18 protein-coding genes are annotated in these 21,630 nt (G+C 40.1%); 5 read left to right on the forward strand and 13 right to left on the reverse strand.

The window, feature by feature from the left end; all coding sequences use genetic code 11:
- Positions 1–87 precede the first annotated feature (87 nt).
- Complete coding sequence (locus BUA88_RS07405) at positions 88–819, forward strand: lysophospholipid acyltransferase family protein (RefSeq protein WP_072915182.1); 732 nt, start codon at positions 88–90, stop codon at positions 817–819.
- Here BUA88_RS07405 and BUA88_RS07410 read toward each other — a convergent pair whose 3' ends face one another.
- The 4 genes from BUA88_RS07410 to hpf all read right to left on the reverse strand — a co-directional run bounded on the left by BUA88_RS07410 (position 820) and on the right by hpf (position 4,887).
- Positions 820–2,199, reverse strand: a complete 1,380-nt coding sequence (locus BUA88_RS07410; RefSeq protein WP_072915186.1) for a UDP-N-acetylmuramoyl-tripeptide--D-alanyl-D-alanine ligase — start codon at positions 2,197–2,199, stop codon at positions 820–822.
- 18 nt (positions 2,200–2,217) lie between these two features.
- Entirely contained in the window at positions 2,218–3,261 is a 1,044-nt protein-coding gene (locus tag BUA88_RS07415) for a D-alanine--D-alanine ligase family protein (protein WP_072915190.1), read from the reverse strand.
- A 103-nt stretch (positions 3,262–3,364) separates the two neighbouring features.
- Positions 3,365–4,261, reverse strand: a complete 897-nt coding sequence (locus BUA88_RS07420) for a helix-turn-helix transcriptional regulator (protein ID WP_072915194.1) — start codon at positions 4,259–4,261, stop codon at positions 3,365–3,367.
- Between the two features lie 92 nt (positions 4,262–4,353).
- The gene (gene hpf / locus BUA88_RS07425; protein ID WP_072915198.1) at positions 4,354–4,887 is read right to left on the reverse strand and encodes a ribosome hibernation-promoting factor, HPF/YfiA family; all 534 of its coding nucleotides are present in this window, start codon (positions 4,885–4,887) and stop codon (positions 4,354–4,356) included.
- Positions 4,888–5,077: 190 nt separating this feature from the next.
- Here hpf and ymfI point away from each other — a divergent pair, with 190 nt between their 5' ends.
- A complete protein-coding gene (ymfI, locus tag BUA88_RS07430; protein ID WP_072915203.1) occupies positions 5,078–5,809 on the forward strand; it encodes an elongation factor P 5-aminopentanone reductase in 732 nt (243 codons plus the stop codon).
- 295 nt (positions 5,810–6,104) lie between these two features.
- Here the strand turns inward: ymfI and BUA88_RS07435 are convergent, their stop codons facing one another.
- Positions 6,105–7,067 (reverse strand): helix-turn-helix transcriptional regulator, encoded by a 963-nt coding sequence (locus BUA88_RS07435; RefSeq protein ID WP_072915208.1) that lies wholly within the window; start codon positions 7,065–7,067, stop codon positions 6,105–6,107.
- A gap of 96 nt (positions 7,068–7,163) precedes the next feature.
- On the opposite strand from BUA88_RS07435, the gene BUA88_RS07440 reads away from it, so the two are divergent.
- From BUA88_RS07440 to BUA88_RS07450, 3 genes are read left to right on the forward strand one after another with little or no spacing between them, the layout of a single operon-like run.
- Entirely contained in the window at positions 7,164–8,570 is a 1,407-nt protein-coding gene (locus BUA88_RS07440) for a MurL-like N-terminal domain-containing (protein WP_072915212.1), read from the forward strand.
- Complete coding sequence (murD, locus tag BUA88_RS07445; RefSeq protein ID WP_072915216.1) at positions 8,542–9,831, forward strand: UDP-N-acetylmuramoyl-L-alanine--D-glutamate ligase; 1,290 nt, start codon at positions 8,542–8,544, stop codon at positions 9,829–9,831. The genes BUA88_RS07440 and murD overlap by 29 nt, the downstream gene beginning before the upstream one ends.
- Positions 9,832–9,857: 26 nt before the next feature.
- On the forward strand, positions 9,858–10,130 hold the full coding sequence (locus BUA88_RS07450) for a hypothetical protein (protein ID WP_072915220.1): 273 nt from the start codon (positions 9,858–9,860) through the stop codon (positions 10,128–10,130).
- A 40-nt stretch (positions 10,131–10,170) separates the two neighbouring features.
- On the opposite strand, the gene BUA88_RS07455 is transcribed toward BUA88_RS07450, so the two are convergent.
- The 8 genes from BUA88_RS07455 to nadC form a co-directional block, all read right to left on the reverse strand.
- Positions 10,171–12,843, reverse strand: coding sequence for an AAA family ATPase (locus tag BUA88_RS07455; RefSeq protein ID WP_072915224.1), 2,673 nt, complete (start codon positions 12,841–12,843; stop codon positions 10,171–10,173).
- Positions 12,840–13,925 (reverse strand): metallophosphoesterase family protein, encoded by a 1,086-nt coding sequence (locus BUA88_RS07460; RefSeq protein WP_072915228.1) that lies wholly within the window; start codon positions 13,923–13,925, stop codon positions 12,840–12,842. The genes BUA88_RS07455 and BUA88_RS07460 overlap by 4 nt, the downstream gene beginning before the upstream one ends.
- Positions 13,926–13,995: 70 nt before the next feature.
- A complete protein-coding gene (locus BUA88_RS07465) occupies positions 13,996–16,053 on the reverse strand; it encodes a methyl-accepting chemotaxis protein (RefSeq protein WP_072915232.1) in 2,058 nt (685 codons plus the stop codon).
- Between the two features lie 76 nt (positions 16,054–16,129).
- A complete protein-coding gene (locus BUA88_RS07470; RefSeq protein WP_072915236.1) occupies positions 16,130–16,894 on the reverse strand; it encodes a response regulator in 765 nt (254 codons plus the stop codon).
- An 18-nt stretch (positions 16,895–16,912) separates the two neighbouring features.
- Complete coding sequence (locus tag BUA88_RS07475; RefSeq protein ID WP_072915241.1) at positions 16,913–19,360, reverse strand: ATP-binding protein; 2,448 nt, start codon at positions 19,358–19,360, stop codon at positions 16,913–16,915.
- 180 nt (positions 19,361–19,540) lie between these two features.
- On the reverse strand, positions 19,541–20,215 hold the full coding sequence (ung, locus tag BUA88_RS07480; protein WP_072915244.1) for a uracil-DNA glycosylase: 675 nt from the start codon (positions 20,213–20,215) through the stop codon (positions 19,541–19,543).
- 21 nt (positions 20,216–20,236) lie between these two features.
- Positions 20,237–20,764: a transcription repressor NadR gene (locus BUA88_RS07485; protein WP_072915248.1), complete on the reverse strand. Its 528-nt coding sequence runs from the start codon at positions 20,762–20,764 to the stop codon at positions 20,237–20,239.
- A 13-nt stretch (positions 20,765–20,777) separates the two neighbouring features.
- On the reverse strand, positions 20,778–21,629 hold the full coding sequence (nadC, locus tag BUA88_RS07490) for a carboxylating nicotinate-nucleotide diphosphorylase (protein ID WP_072915253.1): 852 nt from the start codon (positions 21,627–21,629) through the stop codon (positions 20,778–20,780).
- Position 21,630: the final 1 nt, after the last annotated feature.

Here is a 21,630-nt window from a genome sequence, read left to right on the forward strand (position 1 = left end):
TTAAATGATTAGAAGATACTTCACCATCCATTTGCTTATTAATAATGACTATTTTATAATTAAACTATCAAAAACTTGGAGGTCAACATGCTTAGAACCATATTCACAGTTTTATTTATCACAGTTTTTTTGATAGTTAGTATTCCTATTTGGGGAATTCTTTTTATTTTAGGACTTTTCAACAAGAGAGCCAAGGACGTTATCGGCTATAAAATAGTAGCCTGGGCCTTTGGTGTTGTAGCTTTCTTAGCTGGTGCCAAATACGAAGCTCATGGCTTAGAAAACATTCCAAAGGACAAGACAGTTCTTTTTGTTGGTAACCACCAGAGCTACTTTGATGTTGTAATCGGGTATCATCTTTGCCCTGCAGTAACAGGTTTCCTTGCAAAAGACGATATCAAAAAGGTTCCTCTTCTCAGCACCTGGATGGTAATTAATTATTGTCTTTTCCTTACAAGAACAGATCCTCGTCAGGATTTAAAGCTTATCATTAAAGCTCAGGAATACATCAAATCAGGTATCAACATGTTTGTTTTCCCTGAGGGAACTCGTTCAAAAACAGGTGATATGGCGGAATTCCACGAGGCTTCTCTCAAGGTTGCAACAAAGACTAACAGTTTTATTGTTCCAGTTTGCTTCACAAATACCAGAGAAGTTTTGGAAGCACACATGCCAAAATGCAAACGTGCAAAGGTTATAGTAACCTTCCTTCCACCAATTGATCCTAACACACTTGAAGGCGAAAACAAAAAACGCCCTGGCGCTTATATCCAGAGCGTAATGAAAACTCAGCTTGAAGCTGATGCAAAATTAATTTAATTACTCAAATCTTGTTTTTATAGCTTCGACGACAGTTGAGAAGTTCATAAAATGCGATGCCTTAACCAAGATAGTATCACCACCACGAATAATTGGTAATAAGTCTTCTAACATAGCTTCTACATCGGCATAGTGATGTGCCATGCAGGAGCTATTTTTTTGACTAAGGGATTTATTAATCTCCTCTGAAAGCTCACCAACTGTAAATACATATCCAATGTGATTATCCTCGAGAGCCTGTCCAATCTCATAGTGAAGCTGACGCTCGTCCTCTCCAAGCTCACCCATATCTCCAAGAACTGCAATTGAACGTCCTGGCGCTTTTCCAAGAACCTCAATAGAAGCCTTCATTGATACAGGATTTGCATTGTAACAATCATCGATGATAGTAATATCTCTAACCTCGATAACGTTGTTACGACCAGCAATAGTGCTGGCTTTCTCAAGACCACGCTTGATTTCATCATCTGTAAGACCAAGCTCCTTACCCATTGCTGTAGCAGCAAGTGCATTCATGACATTGTGTGTACCAGGCAAAGGAATGTTGGCTTCAAATGTATCTCCGAAAGCATTAATAACTGCTCTTGTTCCTGTCATGCCCTCAGCTGTAACATCGCTGGCACTGACCTCCTGACCGTTAAGACCGTAGAAAATCCTTCTGATTCCAAGAGTATCTGCATTGATAAGCTTGTCATCATCGCCATTAAGAATGACTGCTCCATTCTTATTCATATGCTCAAATACTTCTGTCTTAGCCTGAAGTATTCCATCACGTGTCTTAAGAAATTCCAAATGGCACTGACCAATATTTGTCATTACAACATAATCAGGCTTTGCAATGTCGCCAAGTCGATGCATCTCTCCAAAATCAGAGATTCCCATCTCAACAACTGCCACCTGATGCTCATCTTTTATACGGCAGATTGTAAGTGGAAGACCAATCTCGTTGTTGAAATTTCCTTCTGTCTTAAGCACTTCGTACTTTGTACCAAGCACTGATGCAAGCATTTCCTTTGTACTAGTCTTTCCAACACTTCCTATAATACCGATAACTGGAATGCTAAGCTGCATTCTATAATCAGTAGCAATCTGCTTCAACGCAAGCTTTGTGTCTTTTACAATAATATATGGGCCTGTTGGATTATCCAACTCTCTTTCTGAAAGGCTAGCAAGAGCTCCCTTTGAGAAAGCATCCTCGATAAAATCATGACCGTCAACTCTGGCTCCAACCATTGGAATAAATAGGAAATCCTTTTCCACCTTGCGGTTGTCGTTAACAGCACCCTGAATTTCTGTATTTTTTAGGGCTTCCGTGCCCGCAGGCGTTACCAGCTGCCCATCAACTACCTGAGCAACATGTGCCAATGTCATATTTCTCATATACTTCTTCTCTCTAACTTATGCGTACTTCATTAATGATACCTTGATGAGATGCTCACACAAATCCTCGAAGTTCATGCCAACAACTGCTGCTTCCTGAGGAAGAAGGCTTGTTGGTGTCATTCCTGGAAGAGTGTTAGCTTCCAGACAATATATATTCTCCTGCTCATCCATCATAAAATCTATACGTGCATATGTTGTAAGACCAAGAGCTTTAAATGCTTTCTCAGCATATGTCTGCATTTTTGTAGTAGCCTTTGTGCTGATTTCTGCCGGACAAGTCTCGACAGCTGAACCTGCAGCATACTTATTCTTGTAATCGTAGAAGCCCTGCTTTGGAGCAATCTCAATAATAGGAAGAGCTTTTCCCTCGATAACACCATCAGAAAACTCTCTACCCTTGATAAACTGCTCAATTACGACTTCGTCTTCCCATTTGAAAGCTGCGTCCAAAGCATCATCAAGCTCATCTGGAGTATTTACAATAGTAACTCCGATTGATGATCCACCGCAGTTTGGCTTAACAATGCAAGGATACTTGTCAAACTTAAACTTCTTGCGATTCTCTTTCTTAAGTGAAACACCCTTTGGAACAGGAACTCCTGCTTTTTCAATGACATTCTTTGTCATCTGCTTATCCATGGCAATTGCACTTGAAACATAATCATTTCCTGTATACTTTATTCCAAATAAATCAAAGGCAGCCTGAACCTTTCCGCTTTCACCTTCACCACCATGAAGAGCCATGAAAACAACATCCGCCTTCTGGCAGATTTTAATAACGTTTGGTCCAAAGAAGCTTGGGCTCTGGTCTGGACGACTAGCCTTAATCGCCTCAATATCTGGAGCCTCTGTAGGAATATCTGCAACCTTAACAGAATTTTCCTCGCTATTTTCGAAGATATCTGTGATATCACATTCTGCGTCTTTATATCCCATAAAGACATCGAGAACCAATGCTCTATGGCCTCTGTTTCTAAGGGCTTTAGCCACCATTGTACCAGACTTGAAGGAAACGTCTCTCTCTGAGCTCAATCCACCAGCCAAAACTACTATATCCATAAATCTGCCTTTCAATTTATATAAATTATTATTTTCCTTGCGTTAATATAGTATTTTTTTCAAAAAATTACAAGTGCCATGGGATAAGCAGCATTTAATTACTCTAGATTTTTGTTTCCAGCCTATTCATATATTCAACCAGCTCCTTTGTAGCATTCAAAAAGTTTTGGATTATGGTAGCCCCTTTCTTATCTCCGAAAGATTCACATACGTCCATTTGAATCATTAGTGAATGAAGCAAAGTCCTGGTATCCTTATCACTTAAATATCTGCTGAAAATGTATTCTAAGCATTGCTTCACAGTGGAATAATCGTTTTTTGTCATGCAGACCCTGGCCAGTGCAAAGGAAGCTTCCATATATTTATCTATTACAAAAGGGCTTCGTGGATCAAAGTCATTAGCCAATAGGCCTCTGCATATCAATTCTGCTGTCTCCACATCCCCCATAACTCGATATGCTTCACTAATTTCATATAAAATCTGAAATTCTATCAGAGACAATTTAATATTAGGCAAATCATTAAAATCAGGAATCTTTCTCCTAAGCTCGTAGGTTTGAATTATCTCATCGAGAAACTGCTCCACGCTAAGCCCTCTTTTCCTTATAGATATAAGATGTCCCAAAGCATAATACTGCATATTTTCTCTTTTTTCTTCCTCATCATTATCCCCCTCGCACTCCTCCATCAGGCATCTAAACTTCTCCAACTTTCTTTCGATTTCTTCACCACGTCCATTTTTTATGGCATTTAACAATTCCTTCCTTGCAGATTTAAAGCCAAATACACTTTCCATCCACAGCTCGTCGTATATTATCCCAAAGGATTCAAATATACTGTCCAGCTTCATAAAAATTTTTCGACTAGGCAGTTCTTTCCCTGCCTCAAGCCTTGCAATTGTACTTATAGCACAATCCACCATTTCCGCCAGCTGTTGCTGCGTCAGCTTAAACTCCTTTCTCAACCACCTCAAATACGTACTAAAATTTGTTTTTCGCATAAAAATACCTCCTAATCCTATAATGGAATGTCTCGCATTATAGCAATAGGAGGTTAAAATTCATTGTTAAATTTTTAATTAAATTCCGAACTTTAGAACTCTGGTTCAATAAGACCGTAAGCTCCGTTCTTTCTCTTGTAAACTACGTTAATCTCGTCAGTATCAGCATTTCTGAACATGAAGAAATCATGTCCAAGCATTTCCATTTCAAGGCATGCATCCTCAGCATACATTGGCTTCATATCGAATTTCTTGGTACGGATAATCTGGATTTTCTCCTCGTCTGAAACCTTTTCCTCGATAAAATCCTGTGCGAAGATTGCTCTTGAATCAGACTGCTTTCTGTCGATAATCTTATTTCTGTGCTTCTTGAGCTGAGCCTCCAATGTGTTTGTGACAGCCTCGATTGAAGCATACATATCAGAAGTAACTTCCTCTGCTCTCAGATAACTTCCCTTCATAGGGATTGTAACTTCTATTTTCTGACGTCCTTTCTCTACGTCTAATGTTACGATTGCTTCAGTATCCTTGTTAAAATACTTGTCTAACTTCTTAAAGCGCTCCTCCACCGCTTCCTTAAGACCCTGAGTTAACTCGATGTTCTTTCCTGTAATTGTTGTTTTCATGATGTCGTACCACCTTTACCAAGTATTTAACAAACCCCCTTCTCTTTTATATTTAGAGAAATTGATTTATTATGTAAACAGTATATCAATTGAGTGTAAAAACCTCAAGAATTTATCAGATAATTAATATTTTCTTAATATATTGTATATACTAATAGTGCGACATACGCCAAATAATAAGGAGATTTCAATGAAAAAGACAGCTTTAATCACTGGTGCAAGCAGGGGTATCGGACGTGCCATAGCAATTGAACTTGCTAAAAATGGATATCACCTGGCTCTGTTTTGCCACAGCAATATAGATATGCTAAATGCTCTTGCAGAAGAGCTTCATGCCAATTATAAAATCGAGGTTTACACATATCAGGGAGATGTTGCCGATTACGGCTTTACTATTCCTGCCTGTGAGGATGCTTTGGATAAGCTGGGGCAGATAGATGTACTTGTCAACAATGCAGGTATTGCTCACATCGGATTATTAACAGATATGTCAGTAGACGAGTGGGATAATGTTATTAACACTAATCTTTCCTCAGTTTTCTACACATCAAAAGCTGTGGCCCCTTCTATGGTTAGCCGTAGAGCTGGCAATATCATTAACATCAGTTCTATGTGGGGAACTGTAGGTGCCAGCTGCGAGGTAGCCTACTCTGCTTCAAAAGGGGGTGTAAATTCCTTTACAAAGGCATTTGCCAAAGAGCTTGCTCCTAATGGCGTGGCTGTCAATGCCATCACCTGTGGAGTTGTAGATACAGACATGAATGGACAGCTTTCCCCTGAGGAAAAGGCTGAGCTTGCAGAGGAAATCCCTGTTGGTCGCTTCTGCGATCCTGGTGAGATTGCTCAGACTGTTTTAAGCATAATAAATGCCCCATCATACATGACAGGGCAGATAATCGGAGTTGATGGGGGCTATATTTGATATATAACAAGGACTATAATTCCCATCACGCATATAATATAGGGTATAAATACATTTTTATATGCTATTTCTAGTTTTGAGAAGGGCTAATTTAGATGTCCAAGCATATAATAATCAAATTATTTTAATAATTATATGCTTTTTTAGAAGTTTTATATCTCTAAATATCTTGTATGAGCATATAAAATGAAAGTTTTTTTCTTTTTTATATGCTTGATAAACTAAAAATGCCTGTTTTAAGCATATAATTATCTAGAAATTTAATAAGTTATATGCTTTGTCATTTTAAAATGGATTATAAAATCAACCTCTTTAAATATTCCTTATACTTCTCAGCCTCCTCATCAGGGAAGCAAATACTTGCTCCAACACCTGTGAGCCAACCATACAGCTGAGGGCTGACCGCCACATTGATTCGAGCCTTTACATAGTCTTCTCCATCAGGTCGAAGGTCTATGCCTGTGCCAAATTTATCAAGGGCAACACCTACCAGATGCTTAGGAAATCTTATGGTGATTGCTCGCTCCTCGCCAGCGAACATGCTGACATGATGCCTTGCGTATTCTTGTGGGTTCAGTGCGTCGCGCTGCGTTCTACCCTCACGAGCATCATCAAGCATTTCAGCCGATACCATCTTATCCACACGATAGTGACGTATCTCCTGATTCTCTCCGTCAAAAGCTACAAGATAATAGTTCTCATCATTTCTAATAAGGAAAGCAGGGCTTACCTTATATATCTTTCCTCCATGACGGGGCTTCATTTCCTTTGTAAGAGTCCACTCCTGATACTTGAAGGACATCATCTTATCGTTATCCAGACATTGATAAATAACATCAATTGTATAGAAAATCTTTTCATTGGCAGCAGTAGCCTTTTCTGGCACAACTACCTGACGCTGAAGTTGTGCTGCTTCTTCCATACCTGCAAGAGTAGTAATCTTTTCCACAAGCTCTTTTGTTTTCTTCTGAGATATAAACTTTGATGCGCCTACTGCATCCACAAGTAGCTTTAATTCTGCCAGCTCAAACGCGCGAGTGCCAATGTAATAGCCATGGTCGCCCTTTACCACATCCACACCGGCATCCATCAACGTATCCATATCCTTATAGACTGTCTTTCTTTCAGCAGGAATTCCTCTTGCTTTAAGGCGGCGAGTCATCTCCATAGCATTAATCTGGTGCTGCTCATCGCTTTCATCCATAAGTATTTGATATTCATTTATAATCTTTAGCTTCTGGCCTCCAACGTGTGGCATTACATATCCCCCGCTTAGTTATTCTATTTACAATTTTTTGTGATATAATTCATACGTTAAGTATAAAAGAAATATCAATTGTTTAAAAGGAAATATATGAGTAGACAAGATTTTTATAAAAAATGCAGAGAAGATTACCCTACATTTACATATCAGGGATATTCTTATGATTTAAATAATGAAGGCATCAGCATGACCTTCGATTTTTCCATTGATGGTCTAAGCGAGTTTCATCCTACATGGAGCATTCCACGCATCAATGATGTAGCTTCAATTGATGAAGAGCTTATTGATGACATGGTGTTCTCACTTGGTATGGTTGAGCTTGTCAGCTATTGGAAGATTGCCTGCCCTCCTACAGTTATAATTAAGGACAGACAGCTTTCAGCAGAGCAGATTAGCTGGTGGAAGAAGCTTTATTTCAATGGTCTTGGAGAGTTCTATTACACAAATGGTATCGAGGAAGACTTTGATGATTTCATGACTGTAAAATGCGAAGGCACAAAGCAGCCTAGAAGCATCACTCCAAAGGACAGACCGCGCATAGCAGCTGGCAAAAAGCCACGTGTTATGGTTCCTGTTGGTGGCGGAAAGGATTCTGTAGTTTCTATCGAGCTTCTTCGTGAAAAAGCTGATGTTAATTGCTATGTTATCAATTCAAGAGGAGCTACAGATGCCACAGTGGAAGTAGGCGGACTTACTGACCACACTATCTACGCTAAGCGTACTCTTGATAAGAACATGTTAGACCTTAATGCTCAGGGCTTCTTAAATGGTCACACACCATTCTCTGCTCTCGTTGCATTTTCAAGTATCATCGCAGGATACCTTAACGACTTACAGTTCGTGGCACTTTCAAATGAAGGCAGTGCCAACGAATCCACTGTAAAGGACAGCTATGTAAATCACCAGTATTCAAAGAGCTTTGAATTCGAGGCTGATTTCAGACATTATGAAAAGAACTTCATCGGCTCAGGAGTGTTCTACTTTAGCTTTCTGCGCCCACTTTCTGAGCTTCAGATTGCCATGCTCTTCTCACGTTTCAAGAAGTACCACGGCATTTTCAAGAGCTGTAATGTAGGCAGCAAGCAGGACATCTGGTGCGGACACTGTCCAAAGTGCCTGTTTGTTTATATCATCCTGTCACCATTCCTTACACTTGAGGAATTAGATGCCATCTTTGGCAAGAGACTTTTTGAGGATGAGACTCTCATGGAGGATTTCGACAAGCTTTGTGGAATCTTGCCTGAGAAGCCATTTGAATGTGTAGGTAGCCGTGATGAGGTTAATGCTGCAATCACTGAGGCTATCAGCAAATATGCGCAGAAGCAGATTCAGCTTCCAGCACTTTTGATGCACTATCAGGACTCAGCAGTAGTTCCTGCCATCACATTCGAAAAATTTAAAAATCAGTATTCATCAGAGCATGCCTTGGATGAATTCTTTGAAAAAATAATTAAGGACGCACTATCAAATGAAGGAAACAATCAGAAATTTAGTTAATAATAAAAAGGTTTTAATTTTAGGATTCGGCCGTGAGGGCCAGTCAAGTTTTAGAATGATTTCATCAGTAGGCGTATATGAGTGCCTCGATATTGCAGATGCTAACGCTGTCAGCTCAGATCTTACAGCTATGCACAATGTAATTACAGGTGCTGCTTACTTAGATTGTCTCGATGACTACGACGTGGTTTTCAAGAGCCCAGGGATCGTTCTTCCAAAGGACATTAAGGAGTATAAGTGCCATATCACCTGCCAGGCAGATCTTTTCCTGCAGGTTTACGGCGCTCAGACAATAGGAATTACAGGAACTAAAGGCAAATCCACAACATCTTCACTTTTATATCATATACTTAAGACATGTGGTAAGGATGTACTCTTCGGTGGAAATATTGGTCTTCCAATTTTTGATATTACAGATCAGATTCATCCACGTACTATTATCGTATTTGAGCTTTCATGCCATCAGCTAGAATATGCTCACTACTCACCATCAAAGGCTATCCTTTTAAATCTTTACGAGGATCACCTTGACCACTATGGTACAGTAGAAAAATACTGGTACGCAAAGCAGAACATTTACAGAAATCAGGGCTACTGCGATTTCCTTTTCTGCAACCCAGATTTCCTTCCAAAACAGGGCGAATGCAAGGCAGCCATCATCAAGGTTAAGACTGGCGACCTTCCATTTTCAAGCTTCGAAGAGATTCCTGGTGTCACACTTCGCGGCACTCACAATCTTTTCAATACAGCTTTTGTTTATGATGTTTGCCGCCGCTACGATATCAGCGATAAGGATTTCATGGAGGCTCTCGCAAGCTTCAAGACACTTGCACACCGCCTAGAATTCATCGGCACAAAGGACGGCGTAGATTATTATGATGATTCCATCTCTACCACTGTAGAATCCTGCATGAGCGCCATCAAGGCTATTCCTAATGCAGGCACAATTCTTCTTGGTGGTATGGACCGAGGAATCGACTACGATCCACTTGTAGAATTTTTACAAACACGTACACTAGAGCACATTATCCTTATGTATGACAGTGGAAAGGTCCTTTTAGACAAGCTTTCTGCTGTTGCTTCACCAGAATTTATGGAGCATGTGCATTACATAGAAGATTTAGCCAGCGCCTGCGCATTCGTTAAAGAAAACGCAAGCAAAGGCACAGCAGTTATTCTTTCACCTGCAGCAGCAAGCTATGGAGTCTTCAAAAACTTCGAGCAGCGCGGTGATTTCTTTAAGGAACATATTGGATTGTAAAGCTTCCCTGATAGGAGGAGAGATTTATGGCACGATCACGTTCAGCATTTTTAAATCAAGAAGGTCCAAGAGTAAAATTCTGTACAAAATGTAACTGTCGTATACCTGTAAACTCTCCTTACGAGCTTTGTAGGGACTGCATGAAAAAAGAACTCTTCCCAAAAGTGAAAGAGTTCATAAATGAAAACGATGATGTTAACGAAATGATTGTCGCTCAGGAATTTGGAATTGAACGTTCCATCGTTCATGAGTGGGTAGTTGAAGGACATCTGGAGTATAAGAAAAGGCTTGAGTTTTAACTCAAGCCTTTAAAAATGACAATATCATTTATATTTGCCACTATAACCTACTATCATGACATGTAAAATACACTGTCTGCCTGTCAGCAGCAATCTTATGAAGGAGCTTTAAGGACTCCTTTATCTTTTTGTCATCAAGATTTGTGAATGGATCATCCAGTATAAGTATTGGCTTCTCATCTGGGTAGAGTACATCTACAAGGGCGAGACGTGAGCAGAGTGCCACCAAATCCTGATAGCCCTGAGAAAGATACTCCGCACTCTTTGTGCTTCCGGAATAAGAAAGCTTTATATTAAGGTCCATATCAAGCTCAAAGTCATCAATAGCATAGCCAGACTTTGTTCCATCTGGGCTATCAAGAAGACTGAGATATTTGTGCAAGCCATTCTGCAGTGGCTGCATATATTTTGACAGGAAGCTCTCTCTGGATTTCTGAAGGAAGTCCTCTGTCTTGGCAAGAATATCTGCATTCTTTTTATATTCCTTTTCCTGCTCCTCCAGGCGCTCAATCTGCTCTGCAATATCTGCCAGGCGTTCCACACCTTCAAGAGCCTGAGAAAGGTTCTCCTTCTCCTGAATAATCTGGCGGTTGAGCTCCATAATCTGCTCATCAATAGCAGTCTGTTGCTGCTGCAAATCATCCACCGAAAGAACCTGCTCGTTCAAATCATGCTCTGCCTCAAAGCGTGCAATCTCTTCATTGAGCTTCTTAACACGCTCCAAAACTGCCTGATATTCTTTCTTTTTGATGCTTATTTCCTGTACCTTTTCAGCTCTGTCAAGACTCTCATCCACAGGATAATTTTTAAGAATATTACTTATATCCGCACTGACTGTACGAATTGTATTTTCGTGACGGGCGAGCTCTTCCTGCTTTGCCAGATAATCTATAAATCTTTGGGCATCCTTCTTCAGTTGAGCAAGGAATTCATACTCTCCACCCATATCGTAAAGGTTGATTCCATATGCAGATGCAAATGGCTGAATCTTTGTATAAAGCTCCAGCTGAACATCTGCCAGCTCGTCCAAAGTGCCTTCTGCTTCCTGATGACGTGACTGCTCCTCAGCCAAAAGGTGACGGTACTGATCCAGCTTTCTTCTGATTTCATAAACATTTTCCTGCATAGTAGCAGCTCTGGTCAGAAGGAAATGAGAAAGGAACTCCTCACATTCTTCTTCCAGCTCACGAAGCTCAAGCTTGCTGATTTCAAGAGCATCTTCTTCCTCTTTGATACGCTCCTGGTATTCCGTGGCTGTCTCCATCTTTTTCTTGTAAGCACGTCTGCCTGTTATCAAAAGAAGTATCAAATCGATACCGACTGCTGCAAAGCTGCTTATCTCAATTATTCTTCCAATCTGGTCATCTATAAATCTGGTAAATACAACTCCAATAAGAATAAAAATAACCAGAAGTATCGTTCCTAATATATGCCATACAGAGATACTCTTACTCTTACTGTGTCTCTCCTCTGCATCACGCTCAGCAATAAGTGTAATCAGACGCTCATTGCTCTGTTCCACCCTTGCGCTGATACCAGTGATAAGAGTGGTCTGATGTTCAATATGTGCAAGCTGCTCATCTGTAGGCACTAGCTTATCAAAGAAAAATTTTAATTCTGTAAGAAGTCGGCTGGATTCCTCAGAAAGCTTTGCATGCTCCGCCTTTGCTCTAAGCTCTGAAAGGTTTGCTGCCATTTTATTCCAAATAGCAAATTCGCTTTCATCTGGAATCTTATTTTCAAAAGGCTTGTCAAAAACAGGAGGTTCCTTTTCCTGTTCATCCTCAAGTACTTTTACTGCGCGCTCATGAACTGCCAAATCACGCTCAGTCTGTTCTAGTACTGCAAGCTCATCATCTGATGGAACTCCTGCTGCAAAAAACTTTTCTAGAGAACCTAGTGTGGTCAGCTCATTGCTGAGATTTTCCTTTTGAATCTTATATGCACCAAGCTCCTGTTCTCTCTTACTCTGAAGCTGAATTGTCTCTGCCAGCTTAGTCTTATCAGCTGTAAGCTTGTCTATATTTGCCTGCTTTTCCTCCACCAGGCAGCTCATAGCCTCTACACTTTCCTCTATGGCTGGAAGCTTTTCATACTCTTCTTTACAGCGGTTAATTTCCTGCTTAACAGAAACAAGCTTACCTGGATTTATCTTACTATTTCTAGTGTAATTGGACTTAGCATCCTTCACACTCTTTAATGCCACATCAAAATTACTGATATCATCCTTTGCTGCTGCAAGATTTCCCATCTTTGCATTAAGAGAATCTGTCATAGCAGTAGCCAGACTAGTCTGCGGAATATAGACACTCTTCTCGAAGGAATCTCTATCTACACGGAATAATTCCTCGCCAATATTCTCGCTATAATCGTCAGAAAGAAGCCCTGTTACATTATCGTACAGAGCAAAGGTATCATCCTTATCTGACTGGCCAAAGGTACGCTCAATTCGGTACTCCTTGCCCTTAGCCTGAAATACGATATTTCCTCCGCAGATACTTCCGTCCCAAGGCAGATAGTGATTTCGGTCTAAAAGCTTTTTCTTTGTATTTGGAGAATACTCCAGGCCATAAAACATAGCCTTAATAAACACAGAGAAGGTGGTCTTGCCCCATCCATTCTCCTGTAAAACTGAATTAAACCCATCTTCAAAATTGAACTTGAATTCATTGATTTTGCCAAAATGGGCGATATAACATGATATTATTTTCATTCGATATCCTCCCCCATAATGGCTCTAATGCCTAATTCAATAATCTTAGCTTTTTCATCCTCATCCATATCCTGAGCCTGAACAAGACGGACAAACTCCCCCTTGAGGGATTTGTCGTATAAAAAGCTGTCGTAATCTACCATGGTCTTTGTACGGTCATAGCATTTTACGAAGAAATATTTATTCTCAAAGTTTCTAACGAAACGAACAATGTCCAGCTCATCATCCAGCTCTCGCTCGCCAGTGATAATAAACTTAATCATATCCTGAGGATCCACATCATCTATTAGACGTTTAGCCTTATTGATGGCTCCCTGCAGATCCATCTCCGCTTTAACATTTACTTCGATTTCGTGGAGACGTCTCTTTGCAAATGGAATAAATTCTGCTTCGATTTTGCCATCATTGATTTCCATAAGAACAAAGCCCTTATCCCCTGTCTCATCAAAGCCGCGCCCTTCCAGACAGCCTGGATAACAGAATACTCCTCTGTCATCAAGCTGCTCGTAGATATACTTGTGGACATGACCTAAAGCAAGGTAGTCTATGAATTTTCCTTTTAATGTGGTGGTATTAACGATTTCTGCACCATCCTTGCCATCATAATCAGACTGCTGACCATGAAGCATAACGATATTGGTAGCTGCAGAATCAAGTACGAGGCGCTGAGCCAATGTGGATACATTGGTTGAATTGAGCTCCATGCCTGTGATAACAACATCCTCACAGGTGTAGCTAGTCCAGCTCTCGGAATTAAACATATGGAAATTAGAGGGAATTATATCAATTCCCTCTTCCATAAAATCACATCTGTCATGATTTCCCTTGAGATAGTAAAAATCTATCTCAGGGTGGGATACAATCTGCTCTACCACACGCTTTTTAACTTCTTTACGAATGTGTGGCTTGTCAAATAAATCTCCCGCTATAAGAATCGCTCTAACCTGATTTGCCTCTGCATACTCGACCATGCGCTCGTAGGTTTCTATTAATTCTGAACGTCTAAGAAGCGCCTGATCTCTATCTAAATTGCTCTCCATTTTGGAGTCCAGATGCAAGTCAGCACAATGAATAATACGCATACAATCTCCCTAACATTAATTCTCCCCATATATGATAATATTAGTGCGGGTTTGTGTCTAGCATTTTAAACTATTCACTAAGCTTAAACTGACTAACAACTCTTGAAAGGTTGTCAGAGATAGAATTCTGCTCATCTGACATATCATTAATGTTAGATACAGTACCTGAAAGGTGATCTATAGAATCCATGACCTCACCGCTGTTGGCCGCAGTATTCTGTGTTGCTTCTGCAATATTCTGCAGTGCAAGACGCACCTCACTCATTATGTTCTGAATAGAATCAGTCATTATTGAAAGCTGTTCTGAACTATTCTTAATATTCTCTGCATCCTGTCCATATCTTTCTGCTACACCAACGAAATTCTTGTAATCAGGTGTAACTGTGTCTGATACATAATCAAGAAGTGATTTAGCATTTGTAGAAAGACCTTCGAATGCATCCTTGATTGCAGAAATAGTTTCCTGAATCTTTTCTACCGAATCAGAAGTCTGACCTGCAAGTTTTCCAATCTCAGTTGCTACTACTGCAAAGCCCTTGCCCTGCTCACCTGCTCTTGCAGCCTCGATAGAAGCATTAAGAGAAAGTAATGTAATCTGGTCAGCAATATCAGCAATAACACTGGCCATCTCACCAATATTTTCAACAACCTGAGACTGAGAAATACTTTCCTCTAACTTCTCCTGGAAGCTAGCCTGAAGGGTCTGAGACTTATCAAATGCCTCCTGACTGTTCTTTCCGATATCTGTAGCTCTCTTTTCGATATCAATTGCCAAATCAAGACTATTCTTTGTTTCCTCGTTAAGATTATCAGCTGACTGGGCTACCTGATCAACAGAAGCAGAAAGCTCCTCTGTGGCTGCAGATGAATTCATCATATCCGCATTTACGGATGTCATAATATCAACAATCTTATCGAACTCTGTTTTTAACTCTCCAGCTGAATACTTAAGATTACTGCTGGATTCATTGATCTCAACTGCGTAGTCAGATATGCTCTGAATAACGCCTTTGTTGTTTCCGTACATTTCATTAAGAGAATTGGACATGATAGCAAGCTCATCCTTACCCTTAATTGAAAGCTGATCAACTGTGAAATCTCCACCTGCCAGCTCTGTTGCAAATTTCTGTACTCTCTTGATAGTCTTGGCTACACCGCCAATTCCTATAATAATTATTATAATTGCAATGCAAACTGCAACGATACAAACAAGAACAAGTCTATTAATCAACAGATATATTGGCTGTAGAAGCTCATAGCCATCTATGGAAATCATAAATTTCCAGCCTGTTTCTTCTATTGTGTCGTAAAATACCTTGTAATTGGTTTTTCCTTCTTGGTAGCCTGTAACACCTGATGGATTTTTCAAAACATCCTCTGCCATAGCAACAAAAGATGGATTGGAATCTTCTGATACACTCTTTCCATCCTGAACCATCTGGTCGTCGTGACCTGCTATAAGCAAACCATTTGCAGCTGTAAGAATACCAACACCTGTCTTTCCAACCTTAACATTTGCAATTATGTCCGTAATTGCGGTAAGCTGAATATCAACAGTTACGCAACCGATTTTCTTACCTCCTGCCACAATAGGAGTAGAGCATGACGACATAACAATTCCTGATGATGGATCATAGTATGGGTCAGTAATCATTGCAACATCGGAACCCATAGCATTGGTATAATACTCTTGGTTAAAGTAATCATACTCCGCATTGCTATAATCCCAGGTAGTTACTGTGGAATTACCATCCTTGTAAACATAAGGACCATAGTACTGCTGCTCAGGGTCATAAGCATAAGGCTCAAACCAAAGTCCTGAACCTAAAACGATATCGTTTGTAGCAATCATATCCTGTAGCATCTTCTCGTAATCGTCCCACTGAGTGTAAGTGTAGGAATCTGCTACACTGATAACAATAGCATCTGCTAAGGTCTTAACATCTCTAAGGTATCCTCCAACGATGGAATTGTTAGCCTTGAGCTCTGCCTCCATTGCCTGCTGTGTCTTTTCATCTACCAATGCATTACTTGATGTTGCAGACATGATTGTAAGAACAATCTGCGCTAACACAAGCACTGGTAAAATCATAACTAACATCTTGGTTCCAATCTTCTTGAAATTCATAGGCACCCCCCAAATTACATTTATCTCTACCTAATATTCAACCACATTGAGCCACTATTCAGTTTTTATTCTCCCTTTAATCCCCTTGTTTTAAAAATATATTTTCAATAGCATTAATAATTTTGGTCTGCATTGGTGGTTTTACAAAATAACCTGCTGGCTTAAGATCAAGCACCGCATCTACATGCTCCTTGTCGGCAATTCCGGTAAGAAAGATCACCGGCACATTCTTGTAATCTTCCTCTGCACGAATCATTTCTAGCGTTTGGCGTCCATCAACAACTGGCATCTCGTAGTCAAGAATGATTAAATCAGGACTATCCTGCCCCATTGCCTTCATACACTGTGCTGCCGATGTAGCAAGAGTAACTCTGTACTTATCCTGCAGCATATTTCGCATATTACGAAGAAGAACTGGATTATCATCCACCACAATGATGTGTTTTTTTTCTGTGTCTACAACCGCGTTTATAATTACATCGGCGTTCATATTGAACTCCTTGCAAATTTCACGGATAATTGTCTCTCTTGTAGGCTGTGCAATATGCTTACACTGTCCAGAATAGTAGTATGATATGAACAGTTGCTTTTTCTTTTCACGTCCATATGTGATAACTGGGAGATCCGGATTATATTCCTTAATAGCTTCGAAAACCTCCTCGTGAACATTCTCAAAACCATCAATATCCATCAAAACCAGCTCAGGCGCATACATCTTAAGCATACTCTTTACTATCTTTCCGCTGTCTGTACATAGCTGAGTATGGAAATGCTGCTCAAGAAATGAGTTAACATCGCTGGTGTCGCTACTAAAATCTCCTACAATTAATATTTTTCGCATGTCTATTCTCCTTAGTGATTACTGTTGTAGTTCGTCTATATCCATCAAAGCATCATCCTCCTCCAAGTTCATGACATGAAGATTAAGATGCTCTATCTTTTCCTGTATATCTCTTGGATATGAGAACGACATAAGTTGCTTCATAATCTTGTCCGCCTGATCACTATTGTGACTTCTGATAGCCATCTTCAGCATCTCAAGAAATGCAAACAGGTCGTCCATATCCTCCATTAATGGTTTTTCCACATCTGAGGTGAGAACTGAAAGCCTGGCTTTCATAATATCCATCTCATCCATCAGAACAGGAGTAAGAATTCTGATTCTATCCATCTGCTCATCTCTGGCAGCATATTCGCAAAGCTTAGCCAAACCTCCTAGAGCTGTAGCTCCAATGGTGTTAGCCATACTCTTTACGGCATGTACCTTGATTCGATAATCCTCTAGCGGAAAACCATCTCCATCAATCTCACTATAAAATCTCATAATCTCATCTCGCTCATAGCTGATGGAATCATGAAAATCAATTGCAGTCTGGAAAACCATGTTGGCTTCTGGGAAATGAAGAAGAGCATAATCCCAATCCACACCTTCCACATCGGGAAGCTCAACCTGTTTAACTCGATTCTTTCTTGCTTCATCAGTTGCATTAGTCTCATGATACTCAAGCAAATCCTCTGGCAGGAAATCTCGAATCATTTTTTCCAACTGAGCTGGAACAATTGGTTTTGACAAGAACCCGTGGAATCCCAGTGTCATGTAGCGTTCCTTAGCTCCGGCAATAGCATTTGCAGTAAGAGCAATAACCGGTGTTCCAAGACATTTATTACCAGGAAGAGCGGCCATCATTTTGAAGGTTTCAAGGCCATCAAGCCCCGGCATCATATGATCAAGGAAAATCATGTCGTAATGCTCTTTCTTAATCATGTTCAGACACTCATCACCGCTTGACGCTTCATCAATGTTAACCTTCGCTTCCTTTAAGAGAGAAACGAAAACCTTACGATTCATGGTATTATCATCTACAACCAAAAACTTTGCCTTTGGCGCTTCGAAGCTGGTGCTGTACTCATAATTTGCTGTCAGCTGTTTTAGCTTTTGATTGAAATCTCCAATGTCCTCATCGTTAACAATTTCCTGATTAATTGTAAATGAAAATGTAGAACCCTTTCCGTAAACACTTTGAACTTCCAGGTTACTTCCCATCATCTTCAAAAGATTCTGGGTAATTGCCATTCCAAGGCCTGCTCCCTCGATATTTCTGTTGCGGTTTTCCTCCAGACGCTCAAAGGATTCAAACATTCGCTTGATATCCTCTTGCTTGATACCAATACCTGTATCCTTTACAGCAAATGTCAAATCAACCGTATTATCGTAATTACGTTTACATCTGGCAGATATTTCTACATATCCTTCCTGTGTGTACTTAACGGCGTTTGTTATTATATTAGTCAGAATCTGGCGGATTCTAACATCATCTCCAAACATATCGCAAGGGATATTGCCGGCAATATCAAGCCTTACGTCTAATCCCTTTTCCTTTGCTCTTATGGTGACGTTATTAAGTACATCATGCATAAGACTCATGAACTGGTACTCGCCATTTACCAGTCCCATTTTACCTGACTCAATCTTAGTAATATCCAAAATATCATTAATCAGCGATAGTAGATTCTGTGAAGCCGTCTTAATATCCAAAGCATATTCCTCTACTACCTTTTCTGAGGTCTCTCGCAGAATCATCTCATCCATACCCATGATGGTATTAATAGGTGTACGGATTTCGTGAGACATATTTGCGAGGAAGCTACTCTTAGCCTCTGTTGCTGTCTGGGCCTGACGCTCCGCCTTCTTTGCCTGGAGTGTTTTCTCCAGCAAATCATCATTATTAATGGCTGCCTGCTTAAAAAGATTTCTATAAATCGATTTCTGAAACTTAATAATCGAACCTACAGCAAGCGCACTTATCAAAAGAGACTGCACCACATCATAATAAACGCTTTTTCTTGAATCCAAACTAATTACATAATCTGGATGATAGTATGAAATAACAAAACAACCAATAATAATAGCTATATCAGTAAGCAGCATGAAAACAAAATCCATGCCATCTAGTAGCATAAATACAAATACGATTCCCATGGATAGCCAGCAAACCATACCACTGTTGATACCACCAGTTAGGAAGAACATGACTGGGAACAAACCAATACCCACTGTAAAACAGACCGCTATAGTAGCGTTCTTTAGTCTGTTTCTATAGTTTGCCATATAAATACATATACCATCGTTAATGCAAGCTATTAGAATTACCACCGTAAGTGCAGGCGTAGTACCATTGATAGCATTAAATGGGATGGCAATAATACCACCAATGAAACCTATGATGGTAATGATATTGAACAATATAAGGTCCGTTGGTAAGTCCGGACTAAAAAAGTGTTTTATAAATCCAATTAGTCTTTTCAAAACAAACTCCAGTGATATTTATAAATCTAACTTTTTACACAATCCGCCTAGCGTAAAATACTCTAATATAACTATAATGTTTTTGCTTAGTAGACACAATGTTAAAACAATGAAGTATTTGTGAAAAAAGCCTACTAGTCACAGCATTTGTGTGGCCAGTAGGCTTAGTTTAAACGTTATTTATATGTTCTCTATCTGCCAGTCAATTGGAGCAAGCCCCTTTGACTTTAAGAATTCGTTTGTCTGACTGAAATGCTTACATCCAAAGAAGCCTCTGTAAGCTGATAGTGGCGATGGATGTGGAGCTTTTAAAATCAAATGATTAGGATTATTCAACTTTGCACATTTCTTTGCTGCTGGAGACCCCCAAAGTAGGAATACTATTGGTCTGTCCTGCTTATTCAGGATATCAATTACTGCATCTGTAAACTGCTCCCATCCCAAGTCCTTGTGGGAATTAGCCTGATGAGCTCTTACTGTGAGCACATTGTTAAGCATCAATACTCCCTGGCGGGCCCATTTTTCAAGATAACCATTATTTGGAATGTAGCATCCCTGGTCGTCCTGAAGCTCCTTGTAAATATTCACCAGTGATGGCGGAGTCTTTACTCCAGGCTTTACTGAAAAGCATAATCCATGGGCCTGTCCTGGCTCATGATATGGATCCTGCCCTATGATTACCACCTTTACCTCTGAAAGTGGTGTGAAATCGAAGGCGTTGAAAATATCATCAGCTGGTGGAAACACCGGACCTTCGTGATATTCTCGCTTTACGCTTTCATATAAGCTCTTGTAATATGGTTTCTTAAATTCTGGAGTCAGTGGCTCCAGCCAGTCATTTGAAATTGCAGACATTCTATATCCTTTCCTCGCCTGTTACTCTAGTATCCAACTGTCGAGTGGTAACCAAAATCCCTTCTCCTTCAGCTCCTGCTCGATTACGTCCAACGTCTCCTCATCGGCGGCGCTGATGATGTGATAGTGGTATCCACTGGTGGCTGAGCTTAGTGACTTTGATTTACCAGATTCGATGGCTTCCATAAATTCCTTTGCCTCTCGGCGGGAACTTACATTAAGAGGTGCCTCCAGGCGGTTATAATAACGGTGGTTGATAATGATGTTCTCTGCTACACCACCATTGTCTACAATAGCAAAAAGCTCTTCTAAAATCTGGTCATCTGTGTGACGACTCTTTATTATTCTTTTACATTTATTGGTATTCGTAATTACGTATCCACGGTTTGTAGATGTAACCTCTATACCATTCGCTCTGATAAGGGCGATATCTGTGACAACTACCTGACGACTAACATCAAGCTGCTGCGCCAAGGCTGTGCCTGATACAGGCTTATCAGATTGTTGGATAATCTCTATTATTTTTTGTCTTCTAGCCTGTCCGTCCATTCTATTCTCCTAATTAGATAGCATGAAGATTCTTCATTGAAATATCAAGGATTGGTGCTGAGTGAGTAAGTGCACCACTTGAAACATAATCAACTCCGCTGTCGATAATGTTTGCGATATTCTCCCTTGTAACATTTCCAGAGCATTCTGTCTTTGCTCGGCCATCTATTATTTTAACAGCTTCTTTCATTGTTGCAACGTCCATATTATCAAGCATGATAATGTCTGCGCCTGCTTCCACCGCTTCCTTTACCTGCTCAAGTGTCTCTGTCTCGATTTCAATCTTACGAACAAATGGAGCATAAGCCTTCGCCATCTCGATAGCCTTTGTAATGGAACCAGCTGCGCCAATGTGATTATCCTTAAGAAGGATTCCATCAGAAAGATTGTAACGGTGATTCTGTCCACCACCGCACTTTACTGCATACTTCTCAAAGATTCTCATGTTTGGAGTTGTCTTTCTTGTATCAAGAAGAACGGTTTTACTTCCCTTCAAAAGTGATGCAACTTCATTTGTATAAGTAGCGATACCACTCATTCTCTGGAGGTAGTTAAGAGCTACACGCTCGCCAGAAAGTAGGACTCTGATGTCACCCTTTACCTTTGCCATAAGCTGACCCTTCTTTACCTCGTCGCCATCCTTAACATACTTTTCTACAACAGTATTCGCATCAAGAATCTTAAATACTCTCTCATAAACATCCATACCGCATATAATACCATCCTGCTTACAGATAAGCTCAACCTCGCCTGGCTTAGCCTCTGGCATAACTGAGTTAGTGCTTACGTCCTCGCTTGAAATATCTTCTCTGAGAGCCATTCTGATAAGCTCATCTGCATTTAAAGTCATAGTAATATCATTCATT

Source organism: Pseudobutyrivibrio xylanivorans DSM 14809 (assembly GCF_900141825.1).
GTDB lineage: Bacteria > Bacillota > Clostridia > Lachnospirales > Lachnospiraceae > Pseudobutyrivibrio > Pseudobutyrivibrio xylanivorans.